The sequence below is a fragment of the Cellulomonas sp. PS-H5 genome (assembly GCF_019265565.1).
Taxonomy (GTDB): Bacteria; Actinomycetota; Actinomycetes; order Actinomycetales; family Cellulomonadaceae; genus Cellulomonas.
In genome coordinates this window covers 1-20,438 of sequence record NZ_JAHVCI010000013.1, presented here as the reverse complement: position 1 = coordinate 20,438, position 20,438 = coordinate 1, and the positions used below count along the sequence as shown (strand labels likewise).

At 74.4% G+C, this 20,438-nt stretch carries 18 protein-coding genes; 12 read left to right on the top strand and 6 right to left on the bottom strand.

Annotated elements, in window-relative coordinates:
• Nucleotides 1–93 precede the first annotated feature (93 nt).
• From cofD to J5O08_RS07485, 5 genes are all read right to left on the bottom strand, one after another.
• Nucleotides 94–1,125, bottom strand: coding sequence for a 2-phospho-L-lactate transferase (cofD, locus tag J5O08_RS07505; protein WP_218706259.1), 1,032 nt, complete (start codon nt 1,123–1,125; stop codon nt 94–96).
• On the bottom strand, nt 1,122–1,940 hold the full coding sequence (locus J5O08_RS07500; RefSeq protein WP_218706257.1) for a putative F420-0 ABC transporter ATP-binding protein: 819 nt from the start codon (nt 1,938–1,940) through the stop codon (nt 1,122–1,124). Before J5O08_RS07500 ends, cofD begins: the two co-directional genes overlap by 4 nt.
• The gene (locus J5O08_RS07495) at nt 1,931–3,067 is read right to left on the bottom strand and encodes a putative F420-0 ABC transporter permease subunit (protein ID WP_218706256.1); all 1,137 of its coding nucleotides are present in this window, start codon (nt 3,065–3,067) and stop codon (nt 1,931–1,933) included. The genes J5O08_RS07500 and J5O08_RS07495 overlap by 10 nt, the downstream gene beginning before the upstream one ends.
• Before the next feature lie 8 nt (nt 3,068–3,075).
• Nucleotides 3,076–4,134: a putative F420-0 ABC transporter substrate-binding protein gene (locus J5O08_RS20860; protein ID WP_374225945.1), complete on the bottom strand. Its 1,059-nt coding sequence runs from the start codon at nt 4,132–4,134 to the stop codon at nt 3,076–3,078.
• Nucleotides 4,135–4,675: 541 nt separating this feature from the next.
• Nucleotides 4,676–6,199: a PLP-dependent aminotransferase family protein gene (locus J5O08_RS07485; RefSeq protein ID WP_218706254.1), complete on the bottom strand. Its 1,524-nt coding sequence runs from the start codon at nt 6,197–6,199 to the stop codon at nt 4,676–4,678.
• A gap of 202 nt (nt 6,200–6,401) precedes the next feature.
• On the opposite strand from J5O08_RS07485, the gene J5O08_RS07480 reads away from it, so the two are divergent.
• The 11 genes from J5O08_RS07480 to J5O08_RS07430 all read left to right on the top strand — a co-directional run bounded on the left by J5O08_RS07480 (nt 6,402) and on the right by J5O08_RS07430 (nt 17,191).
• Nucleotides 6,402–7,250, top strand: coding sequence for a nitrilase-related carbon-nitrogen hydrolase (locus J5O08_RS07480; RefSeq protein WP_154730895.1), 849 nt, complete (start codon nt 6,402–6,404; stop codon nt 7,248–7,250).
• A 14-nt stretch (nt 7,251–7,264) separates the two neighbouring features.
• Nucleotides 7,265–8,698: a dihydropyrimidinase gene (gene hydA, locus J5O08_RS07475; RefSeq protein WP_218706253.1), complete on the top strand. Its 1,434-nt coding sequence runs from the start codon at nt 7,265–7,267 to the stop codon at nt 8,696–8,698.
• A 44-nt stretch (nt 8,699–8,742) separates the two neighbouring features.
• Nucleotides 8,743–9,774: a TIGR03842 family LLM class F420-dependent oxidoreductase gene (locus J5O08_RS07470; protein WP_218706252.1), complete on the top strand. Its 1,032-nt coding sequence runs from the start codon at nt 8,743–8,745 to the stop codon at nt 9,772–9,774.
• Nucleotides 9,771–10,739, top strand: coding sequence for an ABC transporter permease (locus tag J5O08_RS07465; protein ID WP_218706251.1), 969 nt, complete (start codon nt 9,771–9,773; stop codon nt 10,737–10,739). The genes J5O08_RS07470 and J5O08_RS07465 overlap by 4 nt, the downstream gene beginning before the upstream one ends.
• The gene (locus tag J5O08_RS07460) at nt 10,736–11,602 is read left to right on the top strand and encodes an ABC transporter ATP-binding protein (RefSeq protein ID WP_218706250.1); all 867 of its coding nucleotides are present in this window, start codon (nt 10,736–10,738) and stop codon (nt 11,600–11,602) included. The genes J5O08_RS07465 and J5O08_RS07460 overlap by 4 nt, the downstream gene beginning before the upstream one ends.
• A complete protein-coding gene (locus J5O08_RS07455; protein ID WP_308281458.1) occupies nt 11,599–12,363 on the top strand; it encodes an ABC transporter permease subunit in 765 nt (254 codons plus the stop codon). The genes J5O08_RS07460 and J5O08_RS07455 overlap by 4 nt, the downstream gene beginning before the upstream one ends.
• Nucleotides 12,364–12,473: 110 nt before the next feature.
• On the top strand, nt 12,474–13,640 hold the full coding sequence (locus J5O08_RS07450; RefSeq protein WP_218706249.1) for an ABC transporter substrate-binding protein: 1,167 nt from the start codon (nt 12,474–12,476) through the stop codon (nt 13,638–13,640).
• 74 nt (nt 13,641–13,714) lie between these two features.
• Complete coding sequence (locus J5O08_RS07445) at nt 13,715–15,034, top strand: aspartate aminotransferase family protein (RefSeq protein WP_218706248.1); 1,320 nt, start codon at nt 13,715–13,717, stop codon at nt 15,032–15,034.
• Nucleotides 15,035–15,105: 71 nt separating this feature from the next.
• Nucleotides 15,106–15,864 carry an SDR family oxidoreductase gene (locus tag J5O08_RS07440; RefSeq protein WP_158375268.1) on the top strand — a complete coding sequence of 253 codons (759 nt, stop codon included), beginning with the start codon at nt 15,106–15,108 and terminating at the stop codon, nt 15,862–15,864.
• 40 nt (nt 15,865–15,904) lie between these two features.
• Entirely contained in the window at nt 15,905–16,462 is a 558-nt protein-coding gene (locus tag J5O08_RS07435) for a hypothetical protein (protein WP_218706247.1), read from the top strand.
• A gap of 180 nt (nt 16,463–16,642) precedes the next feature.
• Entirely contained in the window at nt 16,643–17,191 is a 549-nt protein-coding gene (locus tag J5O08_RS07430) for a hypothetical protein (RefSeq protein WP_218706246.1), read from the top strand.
• A 40-nt stretch (nt 17,192–17,231) separates the two neighbouring features.
• Here the strand turns inward: J5O08_RS07430 and J5O08_RS07425 are convergent, their stop codons facing one another.
• Entirely contained in the window at nt 17,232–18,752 is a 1,521-nt protein-coding gene (locus J5O08_RS07425; protein ID WP_218706245.1) for a peptide MFS transporter, read from the bottom strand.
• A 218-nt stretch (nt 18,753–18,970) separates the two neighbouring features.
• On the opposite strand from J5O08_RS07425, the gene J5O08_RS07420 reads away from it, so the two are divergent.
• Nucleotides 18,971–20,383: a glutamate decarboxylase gene (locus J5O08_RS07420; protein ID WP_218706244.1), complete on the top strand. Its 1,413-nt coding sequence runs from the start codon at nt 18,971–18,973 to the stop codon at nt 20,381–20,383.
• Nucleotides 20,384–20,438 lie beyond the last annotated feature (55 nt).

Below are 20,438 nucleotides of genomic sequence, written 5' to 3'. Positions count from 1 at the left end.
GGTAGCGGGGCGCTCGGCCGCGCGAGGGCGGTTCGGCGGGTCCGTCTTGTCGGGCGCGCCCCGGCGCGGTGATCGGCTCGCCGCCCAGGCGCGTCAGAGCCCGACGAGCGCCAGCGCCTCCGCCGCGATGCGCGCCGTCGCCGGCACGTCCGTCATCAGCGTCGGCGCGGCCGCCGCGCGCCAGCCGTCCGCGGCCAGCTTCTCCGCGGCCTCGGCGTCGACCGTGTCCACCAGCCACGCGTCCAGCACCCCGGCGTCGGCATCCGCGCGCGCGGCGTCGTCACGGCGCCCGTAGTACTGCGCGACCGCCTCGGCCGTCGCCTCGACGCCGATCGTCGCCAGGCACTGCGCCGCCATCCCGCGCACCGGCGCGCCCCCGACGATCGGGGACACGCCCACCACCGGGGCCGCGGTCGCGGCCAGCGCCGCGCGAACCCCCGGCACGGCCAGGATCGTCGACACCGACACGACGGGGTTCGACGGCGGGACGACCACGACGTCGGCCGACGCGATCGCGTCCAGCACGCCGGGCGCGGCCTGCGCGGAGTCGAGCCCGACCTGCACGAACCGCAGCGCGGGCAGCGCGGCGCGGTGCCGGACCCACCACTCCTCGAAGTGGATCGTCCGCTCGGCTCCCGGGTCGCCGTCGGGGTCGGCGACGACGACGTGCGTCTCGACCGGCTCGTCCGCCATCGGCAGCAGCCGCACGCCCTGCTCGGCGAGGCCCCACCGGCGGCTCAGCAGCGCGGTGGCCTCCGACAGCGTGCGGCCCTCGCGGAGCCACTGGGTCCGGGCGAGGTGGGTGGCGAGGTCGAGGTCGCCGAGGGTGAACCAGTCCCAGCCGACGCCGTACGCGGCGAGGTCGGTGCTGACCCGGCTGGTCTCCTCGCGCCGGCCCCAGCCCTGCTCCTCGTGCACGGCGCCCCCGAGCGTGTACATGAGGGTGTCCAGGTCGGGGCAGACACGGACGCCGTGCAGCCACATGTCGTCGCCGGTGTTGGCGATCACGGTGACCTCGGCGGTCGTGCCGCCCTGGCCGTCGGGCTGCCGGTCGCGCAGCAGGGCCAGCAGGCCGCGGGTGAACCGGGCGCCGCCGACGCCGCCGGACAGGACGGTGATCCTCATCGTGCTCCTTCGGGGACCGGCTCGGGCCGGGGGGTGCGGGAATCGGGCGCGTCCGGCACCGGGTCGCCGAACGCGATCACCGGCCGCCCCGTCCGCGGGTGGGTCAGCACGGCGCAGTCGACGCCGTAGACCGCGCGGACCAGTTCGGCGGTGAGCACCTCGCGCGGGTCGCCGGCCGCGACCAGCCGGCCCTCGGCCAGCACGAGCACGTGCGCGCAGTACGCGGCGGCCAGGTTGAGGTCGTGCAGCGCGGCGACCGTGGTGCGGCCGAGGTCGCGGACGAACGCCAGCAGCGACAGCTGGGCGCTGACGTCGAGGTGGTTGGTGGGCTCGTCGAGCAGCAGCAGGTCGGGCTCCTGCGCGAGCGCGCGGGCGATGTGCACCCGCTGCCGCTCGCCGCCGGACAGCGCGGACCACGCCCGGTCGGCCAGGTGCGCGGCGTCGGCGGCGGCGAGCGCGCGGTCGGCGGCGGCCTCGTCGGCGTCGGCGCCCCACAGCGTCCGGTACGGGATCCGGCCGAGCGCGACGACCTCGCGGACGGTGAGCGGGACGGTCGACGACGACTCCTGCTCGAGCAGGGCGACCCGGCGGGCGCGCTCGCGCCTCGGCACGGTGTGCACGGGGACGTCGTCGAGCAGCACGGCGCCGGCCTCGGGGTCGAGCAGCCCGGCGATCAGCCGCAGCAGGGTGGTCTTGCCGGCGCCGTTCGGCCCGAGCAGGCCGGTGAGCGCACCGGGCGGCGGCGTCGCGTCCACGCCGTCGACGACCCACCGGCCGCCCAGCCGCGTGCCGACGCCCGCGATGCTCAGGTCCACGCCGACCCCCTCCCGCGCCGCAGCAGCACCGCGAACACCGGCACGCCGATCAACGCCGTGACGATGCCGACCGGCAGCTCCCGCGGGTCGAACAGCGTCCGGGCGCCCGTGTCGGCCCAGACCAGGAAGATCGCGCCGACCACGGCGGCGACCGGCAGCAGCCGCCGGTGCGCGGGCCCGGTGAGCGCGGACACCGCGTGGGGGAGCACCAGGCCGACGAACCCGATCGACCCGCTCACCGCCACCATCGCCCCGGTCAGCAGCGCGACCAGGGTCATCAGCACCCAGCGGGTCCGGTCGACGTGGATGCCGAGCGCGGCCGCGGCGGTGTCGCCGAACGCGAACGCGTCCAGCCGCACCGCGGAGGCGACGAGCACCGTGCCGACGAGGACGAGCGCCCCGGCCGCGATGGCCACGCTCTGCCAGGTCGACCCGGCGAGCGAGCCGAGCAGCCAGTTGAGGATCTCCCGGTAGGAGTCGCCGGTGGCGGACCAGAAGATGACGAACGATGTCCCCGCGGCGGCGAGCTGCGACACCGCGAGCCCCGCCAGCACCGCGCGCCCCGGCGTCAGCACGCCGCCGACCCGGGCCAGGCTCAGCGTCGCGACCAGCGCGGCGAGCGCCCCGGCGAACGCCGCGACCGGCAGCAGCAGGCCCACGCCGACGACCAGCACCGCGACGGCCCCGAGCGAGGCGCCGGACGACAGCCCCAGCAGGTACGGGTCGGCGAGCGGGTTGCGGGTCAGGCTCTGCATCACCGCGCCCGCCAGCGCGAGGCCCGCGCCGACCGCCGCGCCCGTCAGCACTCGCGGCAGCCGCAGCTCCCACACGATCGCGTCGGTCAGCACCGGCACCCCGCCGTCCGCGCCCGCCGCCGGGCCGAGCCCGAGGTGGCCGGCGATGCTGCGCGCGACGTCGGCGACCGCGATGTCCGCCGGGCCGATCGTCACGCACACGAGCACGGTGGCGACCAGCAGCGCGAGGCCCACGAGCAGGGTCGGCAGCAGCGGCGGGCGCCACGGGGGCCGGTTCCCGTGGGTTGCGCGCGCGTCGAGCGGACGATCCTGACCGGTACGCCGACGGCGTGTCCGGCCGGGTCGTCCACCCGGGGGCGCGGTGGTCGTCATCGGTGCGGTCAGCCCTCCAGGTCCGCGAGCTGCTGCGACAGGTCGACCACGGCGTCGGCGTTCCGGACGCCCGCCTCGGCCGCGGGGAACGGCACCGTCAGGTACCGGTGCTCCTGGACGGCGGTGAGCCGGCTGGTGGCCGGGTTGCCCTCGAGCATCGCGATCTTGCTCTCGGCGGTGTTCCAGGTGGCGTCGACCAGCACGATGACGTCCGGGTCCGCGGCGACGACCTGCTCCCAGCCGGCCGAGGTCCAGGTGTCGTGCACGTCCGCGAAGATGTTGGTCAGGCCGGCGGCGTCCATCATCATCTGCGGGGCGCCGATGCCCGCGCCGACGTACGGGGTGTCGGTGCCGGACGAGTACCAGAGCGCGGTGGTCTCCTCGGCCGGGGGCTCGACGGCGTCGAGCGCGGCCTGCTGGTCGGCGATCAGGTCCTCCGCGCGGTCCTCGACGCCGAACACCGACGCGACCTCGCGGATCTCGTCGAACAGGCCGTCGAAGGTCAGCGGGTCCGGCATGTACCCGTCCTCCTTGCACGCGGCGGGGGAGACGTAGGTGCCGATGCCGAGGCCCTGCAGGGCGGAGCGCTCGCCGGCACCGTCGTCGGAGAAGTTCGACTCCCAGCCCGCGTAGACGAAGTCGGGCTGCACCTCGAGCAGCGCCTCCTGCCCGGGGACCTTGTCGGACAGCACGGGGACCGCGTCGTAGGCGGCGGTGTACGCGTCGGGCACGGGGCCGTCGGCGAACGCGGTGCCGACCAGGCGGTCCTCCAGGCCGAGGGCGAGCAGCATCTCGATCGAGGTCGACTTGATCGCGACGACCCGCTCCGGCGGGCTGTCGACGGTGACCTCGGTGCCGCAGTTGTCGAGGGTGACGGGGGTGAAGCCGTCCGCGGACGCGCTCGCGCTCGCGGCGGGGGAGGTGCCGTCCGCGGAGGCGGTGCCGCCGGCGCAGGCCGCGAGCGCGGCGACGGCCAGGGCCGCGGGCGCGGCGAGGACGAGGCGGGCGGCGCGGGTGCGCCGGGCCGGGGCGCCGGTGCGGGCGGTGGTGCGAGGGGTGCTGCGCACGGGGTGGGGCTCCTGACGGGATGCGGCGACGGCGCGGGCGGGCGGGGCCGCGGCGACGTCGTCGGCGGTCCGGGCGCCCGCGTCGGACGCACGGTCCGACGGTGGACGCTGGGGGAGACGGACCCGTGGGCGACGCCGGAGGGCGTCCGCCGCTGCGGGCCGGGGGAGGGTGCACGTCGCGCCCGGTGGCCGCGCCGCCCATGCGCGGGCGACGACACCCAGGCCACATCCGGCCTGGTCCGCGACCACCCTACGCCCGCGCGCGACCGCGCCGCGCGCCCCGCCGCGCTCTGCGCGCCACCCGCGCACACCGCGCACGCCGCGCACGCCGCGCCCCCCCGCGCACGCCGCGCGAGTCTCCACTTCCGGCCTGCACGCCGGCGCCGCCGCAGAGTCCTCATGTGGAGACTCGGCGACACCACCTCGCCGAGAGGGCAACTCTCGGCTGGGCGGACGCGGCACGCCGCAGCCGAGAGCTGCCATCTCGGCGAAGCGGGGCAGGGAGCAGCGCAGGCGGCGGTGCGGCGCTCAGCGCGCGGCGCTACGCGCCCGCGGCCAGAGCCAGGGCCGTCGCGACGCGGGCGACCTCGTCCGGTCCTCCCGCCAGCGCGCCGACCGTGACACGGACGTGGCCCGACCCGCCGGTGTCGTCGGCGGCCTCACCCGCGCGGAACGGTCGGCCCGGCGCCACGCGGATCCCCGCCGCCGCCAGCCGGACCAGCGCGGTCGCCTCGTCGGCCACCGGCACCCACAGGTTGATCCCGTCGCCCGGCTGCACCTCGACGCCGCGCTCGGCGAGCGCCGTGGTCAGCGCCCGCTGCCGCGCGTAGTAGGTCCGCCGGGCCTGGGCCACGGCCGCCAGCGCCTCGCCGTCGTCGAGCAGGTCGGCGAGCACGTGCTGCAGCAGGCGGCTGGTCCAGCCCGGCCCGAGCATCCGGCGCGCGACCACCCGGTCCAGCACCGCGGCCGGCCCGCCGACGGCGGCGATCCGCAGGTCCGGCCCGTGCGACTTGGAGTACGACCGCACGTGCACGACGCGGTCCGGCAGGTGGCTGCCGAGCGACACGTCGGCGGACGACGCGATCTCGCCGGAGTGGTCGTCCTCGACGATCGTCAGCCCCGCGCCGGGCGTCGCCGCCAGGTGCTTCCGGACGACCGCCGCCAGCTCCCGCGCCCGGGTCGACGTCATCGAGACGCCGGTGGGGTTGTGCGCGCGTGGCTGCAGGACGACGACCTCCGCGCCGGTGCGCAGCGCGGCGGCCAGGGCGTCGGGGCGCAGGCCCTGGCGGTCGAGCGGCACCGGCACGCGCTCGAGGCCGAGCTGGTCGCACAGGTCGAAGATCGGCGGGAACGACGGGTCCTCGACGACCACCCGGTCGCCGAACCCCGCGAGCTGCTCCAGCGTCCGGCTCATCGCGTCGACCGCGCCGTCGACGACCGTCACCCGCTGCGGCGTGAACGGCCAGGACGCGCGGAGCAGGCGCTCCAGCGGCTCGACGACCGGTGCGCCCAGGTAGGACCCGGTGCCGGCCGCGGGGGTGGCCGCGGCGACCCGGGCCAGCGCGCGCCCCAGCGGGGGCAGCAGCGCGGGGTCGGGGGTGCCGGCGGACAGGTCGATCGCCGGGCCCGGGCGGCGGGTCGGGGCGAGGGACGCGGACGGCGGTCCCGACGGCGCGCCGGGAGCGTCCGGGTCGACTCGCGGCTGCCCGGCGGACGCAGGCCCGGGCATCCCGCCCCCGACCCCGCCGACCCCGACCCCGGGCAGCGCCGCCCCGGCGTCCGCCCGCCCGCCCGCCGCCAGGTCCCGGTACCGCGGCGGCAGCCACGACGCCGGCTCCGGCAGCACGACCGTCCCCGCCCGCCCGCGCGACGCCACCAGCCCCACGGCGGCCAGCGCCTGCCACGCCCCGCTGACCGTCGCGGGGCTGACGCCCAGGTCGGCGGCGAGCCGCCGGACGGTGGGCAGGCGGTCGCCCGGCCGCAGGTCGCCGCTGCGCACCAGGCGCGAGACGGCGGCGGCGATCCCCCGGGGACTGCGGTCCTCCACGTGCTGGGCCACGTCCATGGGCGTCATCGTGCCCCCGCGCGCCCCCCGCACGGCCTGCCCTGGACCCCGGCGCCGCAGTGTTTACAGCCCCGTCATCGACGTTCTCGGGGCCGTTACGGGCAGAAACGCCGCAGAAATGTTCAACCCCCACAGTCACATTCCCATCGGGCCCCCGCGGTCCGGTCCCAGCACCCGGCATCACCCACTGCGGAGGTCCCTCATGTCAGTCGTGCGCGTCGCCTTCACCCAGGCCACCTGGACCGGCGACAAGGAGTCGATGATCCAGCTGCACGAGGACTGGACGCGCAAGGCCGCGGCCGAGGGCGCGCAGGTCATCGGCTTCCAGGAGCTGTTCTACGGCCCGTACTTCGGCATCACGCAGGACACGAAGTACTACGAGTACGCCGAGACGGTCCCCGGCCCGACCACCGACCGGTTCAGCGCGCTGGCCAAGGAGCTGGGCATCGTGATCGTGCTGCCGATCTACGAGGAGGACCAGCCGGGGGTGCTCTACAACACCGCGGCGGTCATCGACGCGGACGGCACCCTGCTCGGCACGTACCGCAAGCACCACATCCCGCACCTGCCGAAGTTCTGGGAGAAGTTCTACTTCCGGCCCGGCAACCAGGGCTACCCGGTGTTCGAGACCGCGGTCGGGAAGATCGGCGTGAACATCTGCTACGACCGGCACTTCCCGGAGGGCTGGCGGGTGCTCGCGCTCAACGGCGCGGAGATCGTGTTCAACCCGAACGCCACCGCCCCCGGCATCTCGAACAAGCTGTGGGAGGTCGAGCAGCCGGCAGCGGCCATCGCGAACGGGTACTACGTCATCGCGAACAACCGCGTCGGGCTCGAGGACAACGAGTACGGCGACGAGGCGGTGAACTTCTACGGCTCGTCGTACGCGGTCGGCCCGGACGGCAACTACGTCGGCGAGGTCGGCTCGACGACCGAGAACCAGCTGCTGATCCGCGACCTCGACCTCGACGTGATCCGGACGACCCGCGAGCGGTGGCAGTTCTTCCGCGACCGCCGGCCGGACGCCTACGGGCCCATCGTGGCGCCGTGAGCGGAGGACGAGGCATGAAGACCCTCATCACCGGCGGCACCGTCGTCAACGCGACCGGCCGCGGCGCCGCGGACGTGCTGATCGACGGCGAGACGATCGTCGCGCTGCTGCAGCCCGGTTCGACCGCCCTCGGCGTCGACCTGACCGCGACGGTCGACCGCGTCATCGACGCGACCGGCAAGTACGTGATCCCCGGCGGCATCGACGCGCACACGCACATGGAGATGCCGTTCGGCGGCACGTTCGCCTCGGACACGTTCGAGACCGGCACCACGGCCGCGGCCTGGGGCGGGACGACGACCATCGTCGACTTCGTGGTGCAGTACCCGCACGAGAACCCGGTCGACCAGTACGCCCTGTGGCACCAGAAGGCGGCCGGGAACTGCGCGGTCGACTACGCGTTCCACCAGATCCTGTCGGACGTGCAGGACTCGTCGCTGCACGCGATGGACGAGCTGATCGCCGAGGGCGTGACCAGCTTCAAGCTGTTCATGGCCTACAAGGGCGTCTTCCTGTCGGACGACGGGCAGATCCTCCGGGCCATGCAGAAGGCGTCCGACAACGGCGCGATGATCATGATGCACGCGGAGAACGGGTCGGTCATCGACACCCTCGTGCAGCAGCACGTCGCCCGCGGCGAGACCAGCCCGTACTACCACGGCGTCTCCCGGCCCTGGCAGGCCGAGGAGGAGGCGACGCACCGCGCGATCATGCTCGCCGACCTCACCGGGGCGCCGCTGTACATCGTGCACGTCTCCGCGAAGCAGGCGGCCGAGCAGATCGCCCAGGCCCGGGACCGCGGCCAGAACGTGTTCGGCGAGACCTGCCCGCAGTACCTGTACCTGTCGCTCGAGGACCACCTCGGCGCGACCAGCGAGCAGTGGGGCGACTTCGAGGGCGCCAAGTACGTGTGCTCGACACCGCTGCGGTCGAAGCACGAGGGCCACCAGCACCAGATGTGGAACTCGCTGCGCACGAACGACCTGCAGCTCGTGTCGACCGACCACTGCCCGTTCTGCATGAAGGACCAGAAGGAGATGGGGATCGGCGACTTCTCGAAGATCCCCAACGGCATCGGCTCGGTCGAGCACCGGATGGACCTGCTCTACCAGGGCGTCGTCACCGGCGAGATCAGCCTGGAGCGCTGGGTGGAGATCTGCTGCACCACCCCGGCGCGGATGTTCGGCATGTACGGGCAGAAGGGCGTGCTCGCACCCGGAGCGGACGCCGACGTCGTGGTCTACGACCCGAACGGGCACACCTCGATCGGCGTCGGGAAGTCGCACCACATGGCCATGGACTACTCGGCCTGGGAGGGCTTCGAGGTCGACGGCCACGTCGACACGGTGCTGTCCCGCGGCGAGGTCGTCGTCGACGGCGGCCTGTTCCTGGGCCGCGCCGGCCACGGGAAGTACGTCAAGCGCGGCCTGTCCCAGTACCTGATCTGACGACCGGCCCCACCCGACCCCCCCGCACAGAAGGAGGCACGCCCATGGAGTTCGGCGTCGTCCTGCAGAACGACCCGCCCGCCTCGAGGGTGGTCGACCTGGCCCGCCAGGCGGAGACCCACGGGTTCGACTACGTCTGGACCTTCGACTCGCACCTGCTCTGGCAGGAGCCGTTCGTCGTGTTCTCCCAGATCCTCGCGGCCACCCGCAAGGTGATCGTCGGGCCCATGGTCACCAACCCGGCGACCCGGGACTGGACCGTGCTGGCGTCCTCGTTCGCCACGCTCAACGAGATGTACGGCAACCGGACGGTGTGCGGCATCGGCCGCGGCGACTCGGCGGTGCGCACCCTGGCGGGCAAGCCGTCCAACCTGGCGACGCTGCGCGAGTCCATCCACGTCATCCGCGAGCTCGCGAACTCCCGGCCGGTCGAGCACAACGGCCGCAAGGTGCAGTTCCCGTGGTCCCGCGGGTCGGCGCTCGAGGTGTGGGTCGCCGCCTACGGGCCGCTGGCGCTCAAGCTGACCGGCGAGGTCGGCGACGGGTTCATCCTGCAGTGCGCGGACCCCGACGTGGCGTCCTGGATGATCCGCACCGTCCGCGACTCCGCCGAGGCCGCCGGGCGCGATCCCGACGCCATCAAGTTCTGCGTCGCCGCCCCGATGTACGTCGGCGACGGCGACTCCCCGGCGGCCCGGGCGCACATGCGCGAGCAGTGCCGGTGGTTCGGCGGCATGGTGGGCAACCACGTCGCGGACATCGTCGCCAAGTACGGCCAGGGGTCGCAGGTGCCGAAGGCGCTGACCGACTACATCGAGGGCCGGCAGGGCTACGACTACAACGAGCACGGCCGCGCCGGGAACTCGCACACCCAGTTCGTCCCCGACGGGATCGTCGAGCGGTTCTGCCTGCTGGGCAGCCCCCGCGAGCACGTCGAGAAGCTGCAGGCGCTGCGCGCGCTCGGGGTCACCCAGTTCGCCGGCTACCTGCAGCACGACAACAAGGACGAGACCCTGCGGATGTACGGCGAGCGGGTCATCCCGGCGATGGCCGAGCACGTCGTGGCGACGGCATGACGACGGGCGTCGCGGAGGCCGGGGACGCGGCGGTCGTCGCGCCGTCGGCAGCCGCGCTCGCACCGGCCGCTAGCCGGACCCGGGCGCTGCCCGCACCGCTCCGCGCGCTGCGCCCCGTCGCCCTCGGCCTCGCCGCCCTGGTCGTGCTCGCCGCGCTGTGGGAGCTGGTCAAGGCCGTCGTCCCCGAGGACGGCTGGAGCGTCGGCGAGCTCCGCGTCCTGCCGCGCACCACCGACCTGGCGATGCCGCACGTGACCGAGATGCTGGCCCGGCTCGGCGAGCCGCTCACGTCCCAGCCGGGCGCCGACCCGCTGTGGCTCGCGGTGCTCCGCGCCGGCGGCGCCAGCCTGCGGATCGCCGCGGTGTCCTGGGTGCTCGGCGTGGTCGTCGGGTTCGCGCTCGCCCTGCTGATGACCCGGTTCCGCGTCGCGCGGTCCGCGGTGCTGCCGCTGGTCGTGCTGAGCCAGACCGTCCCGCTCATCGCGCTCGCCCCGCTGGTGAAGGGCTGGGGCTCGAAGCTCGAGCTCGGCTTCACCTGGGAGCCGTGGATGTCCGTCGCCGTGATCGCCTCGTACCTGGCGTTCTTCCCGGTCGCGGTCGGGGCCCTGCGCGGCCTCACCTCGCCCGACACCCTGCACCGCGAGCTGTTCGCCGGCTACGCCGCCTCCTGGTCCCAGGAGCTGGTCCGGCTGCGGCTGCCCGCGAGCGTGCCCCACCTGCTGCCCGCCCTTCGCCTGGCGGCCACGAGCGCCGTGCTCGGCGTCGTCGTCGCGGAGGTCTCGACCGGGATGCCCGGAGGTATCGGACGCATGATCCTCGAGTTCGCCAACTTCGCCAGCAGCGACCCCGCCAAGCCGTGGGCGCCGATCTTCGGGGCCGTGCTGCTCGGCCTGGTCGCCTCCGGGGCGGTCGCGCTGCTCGGCACCGCGCTGCGCCGGTTCCGCCGGGCGGAGGTCGCGGCGTGACCGCGCCGACCGCCGCCGGGGCGCCCGGGGCCGCGCCCGCCGGGCCGACGGCCACCGCCGCCGCCGTCCAGGTCGCGGGCGTCGGCCGGGTGTTCCCCGGCGAGGGTGGCCGGTCCGTCACCGCGCTGGAGCACGTCGACCTCACCGTCGGCGCTGGGGAGTTCGTCTCGCTGATCGGCCCCTCGGGCTGCGGGAAGTCGACGCTGCTCCGCCTGGTCGCCGACCTGGACCGCCCGACGTCCGGCTCGATCGCCGTGTTCGGCAAGCCGGCCGAGCAGGCCCGGCTCGGCCACGACTACGGCATCGCGTTCCAGCAGGCCGGCCTCCTGCCGTGGCGCACCGTCCGCGCCAACATCGAGCTGCCGCTGCAGCTGCACGGCGTCGGCCGCGGGGCCCGCCGGGAACGCGCGGACGAGATGCTGGCGCTGGTCGGGCTCACCGACTTCGCCGACCACTTCCCGGACCAGCTCTCCGGTGGCATGCAGCAGCGCGTCGCGATCGCCCGGGCGCTGGCCGAGCGGCCCAGCCTGCTGCTGATGGACGAGCCGTTCGGGGCGCTCGACGAGATGACCCGTGAGCGGCTGCAGTCGGAGCTGGTGCGGATCTGCGCGGAGACGCAGGCGGCCGTGGTGTTCGTGACGCACTCGATCCCGGAGGCGGTGTTCCTCTCGGACCGCGTCGTCGTCATGTCGGCCCGGCCGGGGCGGATCGCGGGGATCGTGGACGTCGGGCTCGGGCGGTCGGGGTCGCGCGACGACGGGCTGCGCGAGGACGAGGCGTACTTCCAGGCGGTCACGGCGGTGCGCGAGGCGCTGCACGGCGGTGCCGAGGGCGTCCCGAGCCGCGGGGTGGAGACGCGGTGAGCGCCGCGTCCTGGGGCCACCGCGCCGCGCCCGTCATGCTGCTCGCCGCGCTGGTCGCCGCGTGGCAGGCCGTCGTGACGCTCGGCGACGTCCCGCCGTTCCTGCTGCCCAGCCCGGCGGCCATCGCGGGCGAGTTCGCCGAGTTCCTGCCGACGATCGCCTCGGCCGCGCTCGTCACCGGCACGAACGCGCTGGTCGGCCTCGTGATCGGCGCGGTGGTGGCGATCGCGGCCGCGATCCTGGCCTCCGCCGTGCGCGCCGTCGACCTGCTGCTGGACCCGGTGGTCGCGGGGCTCGCGGTGGTGCCGGTCGTGGCGCTCGCCCCGGTGCTCTACACGATGTACGGCGCCTCGGTGGAGACCGGGCGGCAGATCGTGGTGGCCGTCGCGGTCGGGGTGCCGGTGTTCGTCAACACGCTGCGCGGGCTGCGGCAGGTCCGGCCCGTGCACCGCGACCTCATGCGGGCGTACGCGGCCACGCCGCGGCAGGCGACCCGGGCGGTGACGATCCCGACGGCGCTGCCGTTCGTGTTCACCGGCCTGCGGCTGGCGTCCTCGCTCGCGGTCATCTCGGCGATCGTCGCCGAGTACTTCGGCGGCCCGCGCTCCGGCATCGGGTCGTTCATCACCACGGCCGCGGCGGGGTCGAACTACGCCCGCGCCTGGGCGTACGTGCTCGGCGGCGTGCTCGTCGGGCTGCTGTTCTACGGGGCCACCTCCGCCGTCGAGCGGTGGGGGACCCGCGGGGTGCGCCGGGCCTGACCGCCGCGCCACCACACGTCCCGCGCCCGGGGGTCGGCGCGGGTCGGCACCACCCCGCCTGCCGACGGCGCCAGGAGGGCCCTCCCGTGATGCGACGACAAGGGGACGACATGAGGAACACCACCAGGCGGGCCCGCCTCGGGCTCGGGGCGCTCGGCGTCGTGGCGGCGCTCGCGCTGACCGCGTGCGGCGGCTCGGACGACACGGCCGGCGGCGGGTCGACGGAGTCGGCGAGCGGCGGCGACGGGGATCTGACCCCCGTGAAGCTGCAGCTGCAGTGGCTCACGCAGGCGCAGTTCTCCGGCTACTACGCCGCGCTGGACCAGGGCTACTACGAGGACGCCGGCCTCGACGTCGAGATCCTCCCGAGCGGCGGCGACATCGTGCCGCAGGACGCCCTCGCGAACGGCGAGGTCGACTACGCGATCGCGTGGGTGCCGAAGGTGCTCGGCTCGATCGAGCAGGGCGCGGACATCACCAACGTGGCGCAGATCTTCGAGCGGTCGGCCACCCTGCAGGTGTCGTTCGCGGACGCGGGGATCGACTCGGTCGCGGACCTCGAGGGCAAGACGATCGGCTCCTGGGGCTACGGCAACGAGTGGGAGCTGTTCGCGGGCCTCAACAAGGCCGGCGTGACGGACTTCGAGATCGTGCAGCAGGCGTTCGACATGAACGCGTTCCTCGCCGGCGACATCGACGCGGCGCAGGCCATGACGTACAACGAGTACGCCCAGCTGCTCGAGACCGAGAACCCCGACACCGGCGAGCTCTACCAGCCCGAGGACTTCAGCGTCATCGACTGGAACGACGAGGGCACCGCCATGCTCCAGGACGCGATCTGGGCGGACGCCGGCCGGCTGGCCGACGACCCCGAGTACGCCGAGACGACGGTCGCGTTCCTCAAGGCGTCCATCCAGGGCTGGATCTACGCCCGGGACAACCCGCAGGAGGCCGCCGACATCGTCACGGCCGCGGGCTCGACCCTCGGCACCAGCCACCAGCTCTGGATGACCAACGAGGTCAACAAGCTCATCTGGCCGTCGACCTCCGGCGGCATCGGCCTGATCGACGAGTCCGCCTGGGACGCCACCGTCGCGATGGCCAAGGAGACCTCCAACGAGACCGGCGCGACGATCATCAGCGCTGACCCGCCGGAGACCGCGTACTCCAACGAGTACGTGCAGCAGGCGCTGGACGAGCTCGAGGCCGAGGGCGTGGACGTCGAGGGCGCGGACTTCGAGCCCCTGACCGTCGAGCTCCAGCCCGGCGGCAACTGACCGGGCCGGGGCGGCGGCGTCCGCCGCGCCGCCGCCCCGACCCCACCACCCCTCCCCACGGAAGGCCCGCACCCATGACCGCACTCGACGCCGACGGCGCGCTCGCCCTCGAGCTCGACCGCGCGCACGTGTTCCACTCCTGGTCCGCCCAGGGCGCGCTCGCCCCGCTCGTCGTCGCCGGCGCGTCCGGCTGCGAGGTGACCCTGGCGGACGGCCGCACCCTGCTCGACTTCAGCAGCCAGCTCGTCAACACCAACATCGGCCACCAGCACCCGAGGGTCGTGGCGGCCATCGCGGAGCAGGCCGGGCGGCTCGCCACCATCGCCCCGTCGCACGCCGTGCTCCCGCGGGGCCGGGCCGCCGAGGCGATCCTCCGGCACGCGCCCGAGGGCTTCTCGAAGGTGTTCTTCACGAACGCCGGGGCCGACGCCAACGAGAACGCGATCCGGATGGCGCGCCTGGTCACCGGCCGGGACAAGGTGCTGTCGGCCTACCGGTCGTATCACGGCAACACCGGCGCGGCCGTGGTCGCGACCGGCGACTGGCGGCGGGTGCCCAACGAGTACGCCCGGGGTCACGTGCACCACTTCGGGCCCTACCTGTACCGGTCGGAGTTCTGGGCCACGACGCCCGAGGAGGAGGGCGAGCGCGCGCTGCGGCACCTGGCGCGGGTCGTCGAGTCGGAGGGCCCGGCGTCGATCGCGGCGATCCTGCTGGAGTCGATCCCGGGGACCGCGGGCGTGCTGGTGCCGCCGCCCGGGTACCTCGCCGGCGTCCGGGAGATCGCGGACCGGCACGGCATCCTGCTGGTCCTGGACGAGGTGATGGCTGGGTTCGGCCGGACCGGGTCGTGGTTCGCGTTCGACCAGCACGACGTCGTGCCCGACCTGGTGACGTTCGCCAAGGGGGTCAACTCCGGCTACGTGCCCGCGGGCGGCGTGCTCATGTCCGACCCGGTCGCCCACGCGTTCGACGACCGGGTGTTCCCCGGAGGGCTCACCTACTCCGGGCACCCGCTGGCCATGGCGGCGGTCGTCGCGACCATCGAGGCGATGGAGGACGAGAAGGTCGTCGAGAACGCCGCCCGGATCGGCGCCGAGGTGCTGGCGCCGGGGCTCGCGGCGCTCGCGGACGCGCACCCGTCCGTGGGCGAGGTCCGGGGCACCGGGGTGTTCTGGGCGCTGGAGCTGGTCACGTCGCGGTCGACGCGCGAACCGGTCGCGCCGGCGGCGATGGGCGCGGTCAAGGCCGGCCTGCTCGACCGGGGGCTGCTGCCGTTCGTGCAGGACAACCGCATCCACGTCGTCCCGCCCTGCGTGGTGACCGACGCCCAGGTCGCGACGGCCCTGGCGGCCTACGACGAGGTCCTGGCGGACCTGGACGCCACCCTCTGACCGCGTACCCCGCCGCCGGTCGTAGGGTCGATCCGGCACCACACCCCGCACCACCGAGAGGACCACCCCGCATGTCCGAGACCGCCACGCCCGCCCTTCGCGCCGTCGTCACCGGCGCCTCCAGCGGGATCGGCGCCGCGACCGTCCGCCGGCTCCGCGCCGAGGGCTGGGACGTCGTCGCCGTCGCCCGCCGGGCCGACCGGCTCGAGGCCCTGGCCGCCGAGACCGGCGCCGAGCCGTTCGTCGCCGACCTCACCAGCGACGACGACGTGGCGCGCCTGGCCGCGCACGTCGCGGAGACCGGCGGCCTCACGTCCCTGGTCAACAACGCGGGCGGCGCGCTGGGCCTCGACCCGGTCGCCGAGGCCGACGTCGAGGGCTGGCGCCGGATGTACGACATCAACGTCCTCGGCACCCTGCGGGTCACCAAGGCGCTGCTCCCGCTGCTCAAGGCCAGCGGCCGGGGCGACGTCCTGGTCGTCACGTCGACCGCGGCCATCGGCCCCTACGAGGGCGGCGCGGGCTACACCGGCGCCAAGCACGCGGAGCGGATGCTCACCACTACGCTGCGCCTCGAGCTGATCGGCGAGCCGGTCCGGGTCATCGACATCGCGCCCGGCGCCGTCGCCACCGAGGAGTTCTCGCTGGTCCGGTTCGGCGGCGACGCGGAGCGCGCGGCCAAGGTCTACGAGGGCTACCAGCCGCTGCTCGCCGAGGACATCGCGGACGTCATCGCGTTCGCCCTCACCCGGCCGCACCACGTGAACATCGACACGCTGGTCGTCCGGCCGCGGGCCCAGGTGTCGAACACCCAGACCGCGCGGTCCTGATCGCGCACCGGCGCGGGCGCGGGGTGGCAGCATCCCAGGTGTGCTGAACCACCTCGCGCTCGTGCCCGGCAGTGCGCCGGAGCACGGCGTGCACTTCTGGGAGCCGACGGTCGACGGCGTACCCGTCCGCCGGCTGCTGCGCTTCGACGACCCGGAGGACGTGGACCTGGACGTCGAGGGCCTCGGGCCGGCGGGGGACAACCTGCCGGTCTTCGTCCGCCGGCGACCGACGCCGTGGGTCGACGACGTGCTCGCCCTGCTGGGCGAGCGTCCCGCCGCCCGGCTCGACGCCGGCCGGGTCCCTCTGTTCGTCTGCCGGGCCTGCGGGGACCTCGAGTGCGGCGCGATCACGATGCGCGTCGAGCGGGACGCGAGCACCGTGGCCTGGCGGGACTTCCGCTGGGAGACCGGGCCGGACGACCCCGACGACCGGGTCGTGGTCCCCGGCGGCCCGTTCGTGTTCGACCGGGCCCAGCACGACGGCGAGGTGCGACGGTTCGTCGACAGCGAGGAGGCGGAGCGCGCCGCGCTCCCGGTGCCGGCCGGGTCACGGTCGGGCGGGCGACGCACGTGGCGGCGCTGGTGGCACCGGGGCTGAGCGGTCGGGTCCGACCACCCGCCCCGGCGGATGTGCCGCGCGACCCACGGCGACAGCGCGAGCAGGATCAGCGCGAACGCCAGCGCCACGGCGCCGATCCCGCCGAAGTACGTCCACCGCGGTCATCGGCCCGGTCCTGATCACCCACGGGCGCGGGCGCGGGGTGGCAGCATCCGGAGCATGCTGAACCGCCTCGCGCTCGTGCCCGGCAGCGCGCCCGAGCACGGCGCGTTCTTCTGGGAGCCGACCGTGGACGGGGTGCCCGTCCGCCGGCTGCTCCACCTGGACGTCCGCGGGCTCGGTCCCGTCCGGGAGTACGTGCCGGTCTTCGTGCACAGCTGGCCCTTCCCGTGGGTCGGCGACGTGCTCGCGCTGCTGGGCGAGCACCCCGCCGACCAGCTCGACGACGGCCGCGTGCCGCTGTTCGTCTGCTCGGCGTGCGGCGACTCCGGCTGCGGCGCGATCGGCATGCGCCTGGAGCGGACGGGCACCACGGTGACCTGGCGGGACTTCCGCTGGGAGACGGGGCCGAACGGCCCTGCCGACGACGACCCGGTCGCGGTGCTCGGCGGCCCGTTCGTGTTCGACCGCGCCCAGCACGACGCCGAGGTGCGGCGGTTCGTCGACACCTACGAGGCGGAGCGGGCCGCCCTCCCGGCGACTGTCGAGCTGCGCGAGCGGAGGGCGGGCGGCCGACGCACGTGGCGGCGCTGGTGGCGCCGGGGCTGAGCGGTCGGGTCCGACCACCCGCCCCGGCGCGACCGCGCGGTCACGCCCCGGCGCTCACCGTGCCCTCCATCTCGTCCGCCCGGCGGATGTGCCGCGTCACCCACGGCGACAGCGCGAGCAGGATCAGCGCGAACGCCAGCGCCACGGCGCCGATCCCGCCGAAGTACGCGGTGTCGGACGAGCCCTCGGTCGCCTTGATGAGCTGGGCCGTGATCGCCTGCCCGGCGGCCGGCGCGAGGAACCACACCGCCATCGCCTGGTTCCGGAACGCCCGCGGCGCGAGCAGCGTGGTCGCCGCCAGCCCGACGGGCGACAGGCACAGCTCGCCGAGCGTCTGGATCACGTAGACCACGACGAGCACCCACGCGGGCGCGAGCGTGTCGACGAACGCCGCCGACGCGAGGGCCATGACCAGGAACGACAGCGCGGCGAGCGCCAGGCCGATCGCGAACTTGGTCGCGGTCGGCGGGCGGTCGTGCGTCTTCGACCAGATCCACGCGAACACCGGCGCCAGGATGATGATCGACAGCGGGTTCACCGACTGGAAGAACTCGGGGCTGATCGTGACGCCGAAGAACGACAGCTCGGTGCGGTTCTGCGCGAACGAGGCCAGCGTCGTCGCCGCCTGCTCGAAGATCATCCAGAACAGCATCGCCGCGACGAACAGCGGGATGTACGCGAGCACGCGGGGCCGCTCGGCGTCGGTGACCTTGGGCGAGCGGTACATCACGATGAAGTAGGCGACCGGCGCGATGAACGCCAGGTAGGACATCGTGTCGATGAACGTGTCCAGGTTGAACCCGCCGGCCACGAGCGTCGCGACCAGGCCGACGACGACGATCCCGCCGAGGATCACCAGGAACCCGCGGACGAGCTTCACGCGCTCCTCGGGCCGCACCGGGTTCGGCGCGACGCCGCCCGCCTTGCCGAGGTACTTCGCACCGGCCACGAAGAACACCAGCGCGATCGCCATGCCGACGGCCGCCACCAGGAAGCCCGCGTGGTAGCCGCCCCAGGCGCGCGCGGCGCCCACGAGGAACGGCGCGGTGAACGAGCCGATGTTGATGCCCATGTAGAAGATCGAGAACGCCGAGTCGCGGCGCTCGTCGTCGCGGGCGTACAGCTCGCCGACCATGCTCGACACGTTCGGCTTGAGCAGGCCGGTGCCGAGGGCGACCAGCGCGATGCCGAGGTACGAGAACCCGGCGGACGGGATCGCCAGGCAGACGTGGCCGGCCGCGATGATGATGCCGCCGATGAGGACCGACCGCCGGGCGCCGATCACGCGGTCCGCGAGCCAGCCGCCCACGACCGACAGCAGGTAGACGCTGGTGCCGTAGATCGACACGAGCGCCAGGCCCGTGGTCTCGGCGATGTCCAGGCCGCCGTTCGCGACCGAGTCGGTCAGGTAGTACAGCAGGATGGCGCGCATCCCGTAGTAGCTGAACCGCTCCCACAGCTCCGTGGTGAACAGCGTCATCAGGCCGCGCGGGTGGCCGAAGAACGCGCGGTCGCCGGCGAGCTTGCCGGCGGGGGGTTCGCCGTGGGCGGCGGTGGTCATCGGGTGGCTCCTGACGTTCGTCCTGGCGCGCCCGGACGACACACCGAAATCCAGAATGTGGCCCCCGCTCGCAGCACGGCAACAGGACCATGGGCCCGTGAGGTGGCGGGCGGACGCCGGTAACGGCCCGTGCGAGCGTCGCTGCTACGGTCGGCTGGTCCGGACGGGCCCCCGCCGTCGCACCGCACCGCGTCTCCACCGAACGCGAGGGGCTGCCCATGTCCAGCGACCGCCGCACCACCCCGCCGATCCACGGGCGGGCCAGCTTCCGCACGGCGATCGACCGCACCGAGTTCCCGGAGCACGGCCTCGACCCGGACGAGGTCTACGAGCTGCTGCACACGGGCCTCATGCTCGACGGGCGAGAGACGCTGAACCTCGCCTCGTTCGTGACGACCTGGATGGAGCCGCAGGCCGAGGCGCTCATCCACGACACGCTGCGCAAGAACCACATCGACCACGAGGAGTACCCGGTCGCCTCGCTCGTCGAGGAGGCCTGCGTGCACATGCTCGGCGACCTGTTCCACGCGCCCGACCCGGCGACCGTCGTCGGCGTCGCGACCATCGGGTCGTCCGAGGCGATCATGCTCGGCCTGCTGGCGCACAAGCGGGCGTGGCAGCACCGGCGGCAGGCCGCGGGGGAGCCCATCGACCGGCCCAACGTCGTGTTCGGCGCCGAGACGCACGTGGTGTGGGACAAGTTCGCCAACTACTTCGACGTCGAGATGCGCAAGATCCCGATGCGCCCCGACCGGTACACGATCACCGCCGAGGACGTGGCCTCGCGGGTCGACGAGCGGACCATCGCGGTCGGCGCCGTGCTCGGCACCACGCACATCGGCGAGGCCGACCCGATCGCCGACATCGACGCCGCGCTGGTGCGGATCAAGGCCGACCGCGGCTGGGACGTCCCGCTGCACGTCGACGGCGCGAGCGGGGCGTTCGTCGCGCCGTTCGCCGAGCCGGACCTCGCGTGGGACTTCCGGCTGGAGCAGGTCGCGTCGATCAACGCCTCCGGGCACAAGTACGGCCTCGTCTACCCGGGCGTCGGCTGGCTGGTGTTCCGCGACGCGTCCCGGCTGCCCGAGGACCTGGTGTTCAGCGTGAACTACCTCGGCGGCGCGCAGCCGACCTACACGTTCAACTTCTCCCGCGGCTCCGCGATGATCCAGGCGCAGATGTACAACTTCCTGCGGCTCGGGCGCGACGGGTACACCGCGATCGTCGAGACGATGCTCGCCAACGCGCGCTACCTCAACGAGGCGCTGAAGGCGACGGGGCGGTTCGAGATCCTCAACCCCGGCCTGGCCGAGCCGGTCGTCACGTTCCGGCTCGCGGGCGACCCCGGGTTCGACGTCTACCACCTGTCCGCGCGGCTCCGGGAGAACGGCTGGATCGTCCCCGCGTACAGCCTGCCGCCCGACGCCGAGGACGTGCACCTGATGCGGGTCGTCGTCCGGCTGGACCTCAGCCGCCTGATGATCGACCAGCTGCTGCGCGACCTCGACCTCGCGTACACCGCGCTGGAGGCGGAGTCGCCCGTGCCACGGGCGCACCACGCCGCGGACCTGTGGACCGCGCCGGCGCACGCCGCGGCGCGGAGCAAGGCGCGGACCGGCCTGCAGCGGTGACCGGCGCGGGGCCGCCCGGGGACGCGGCGCGGGCGGTGCGCGCCGGGCGGCCGGT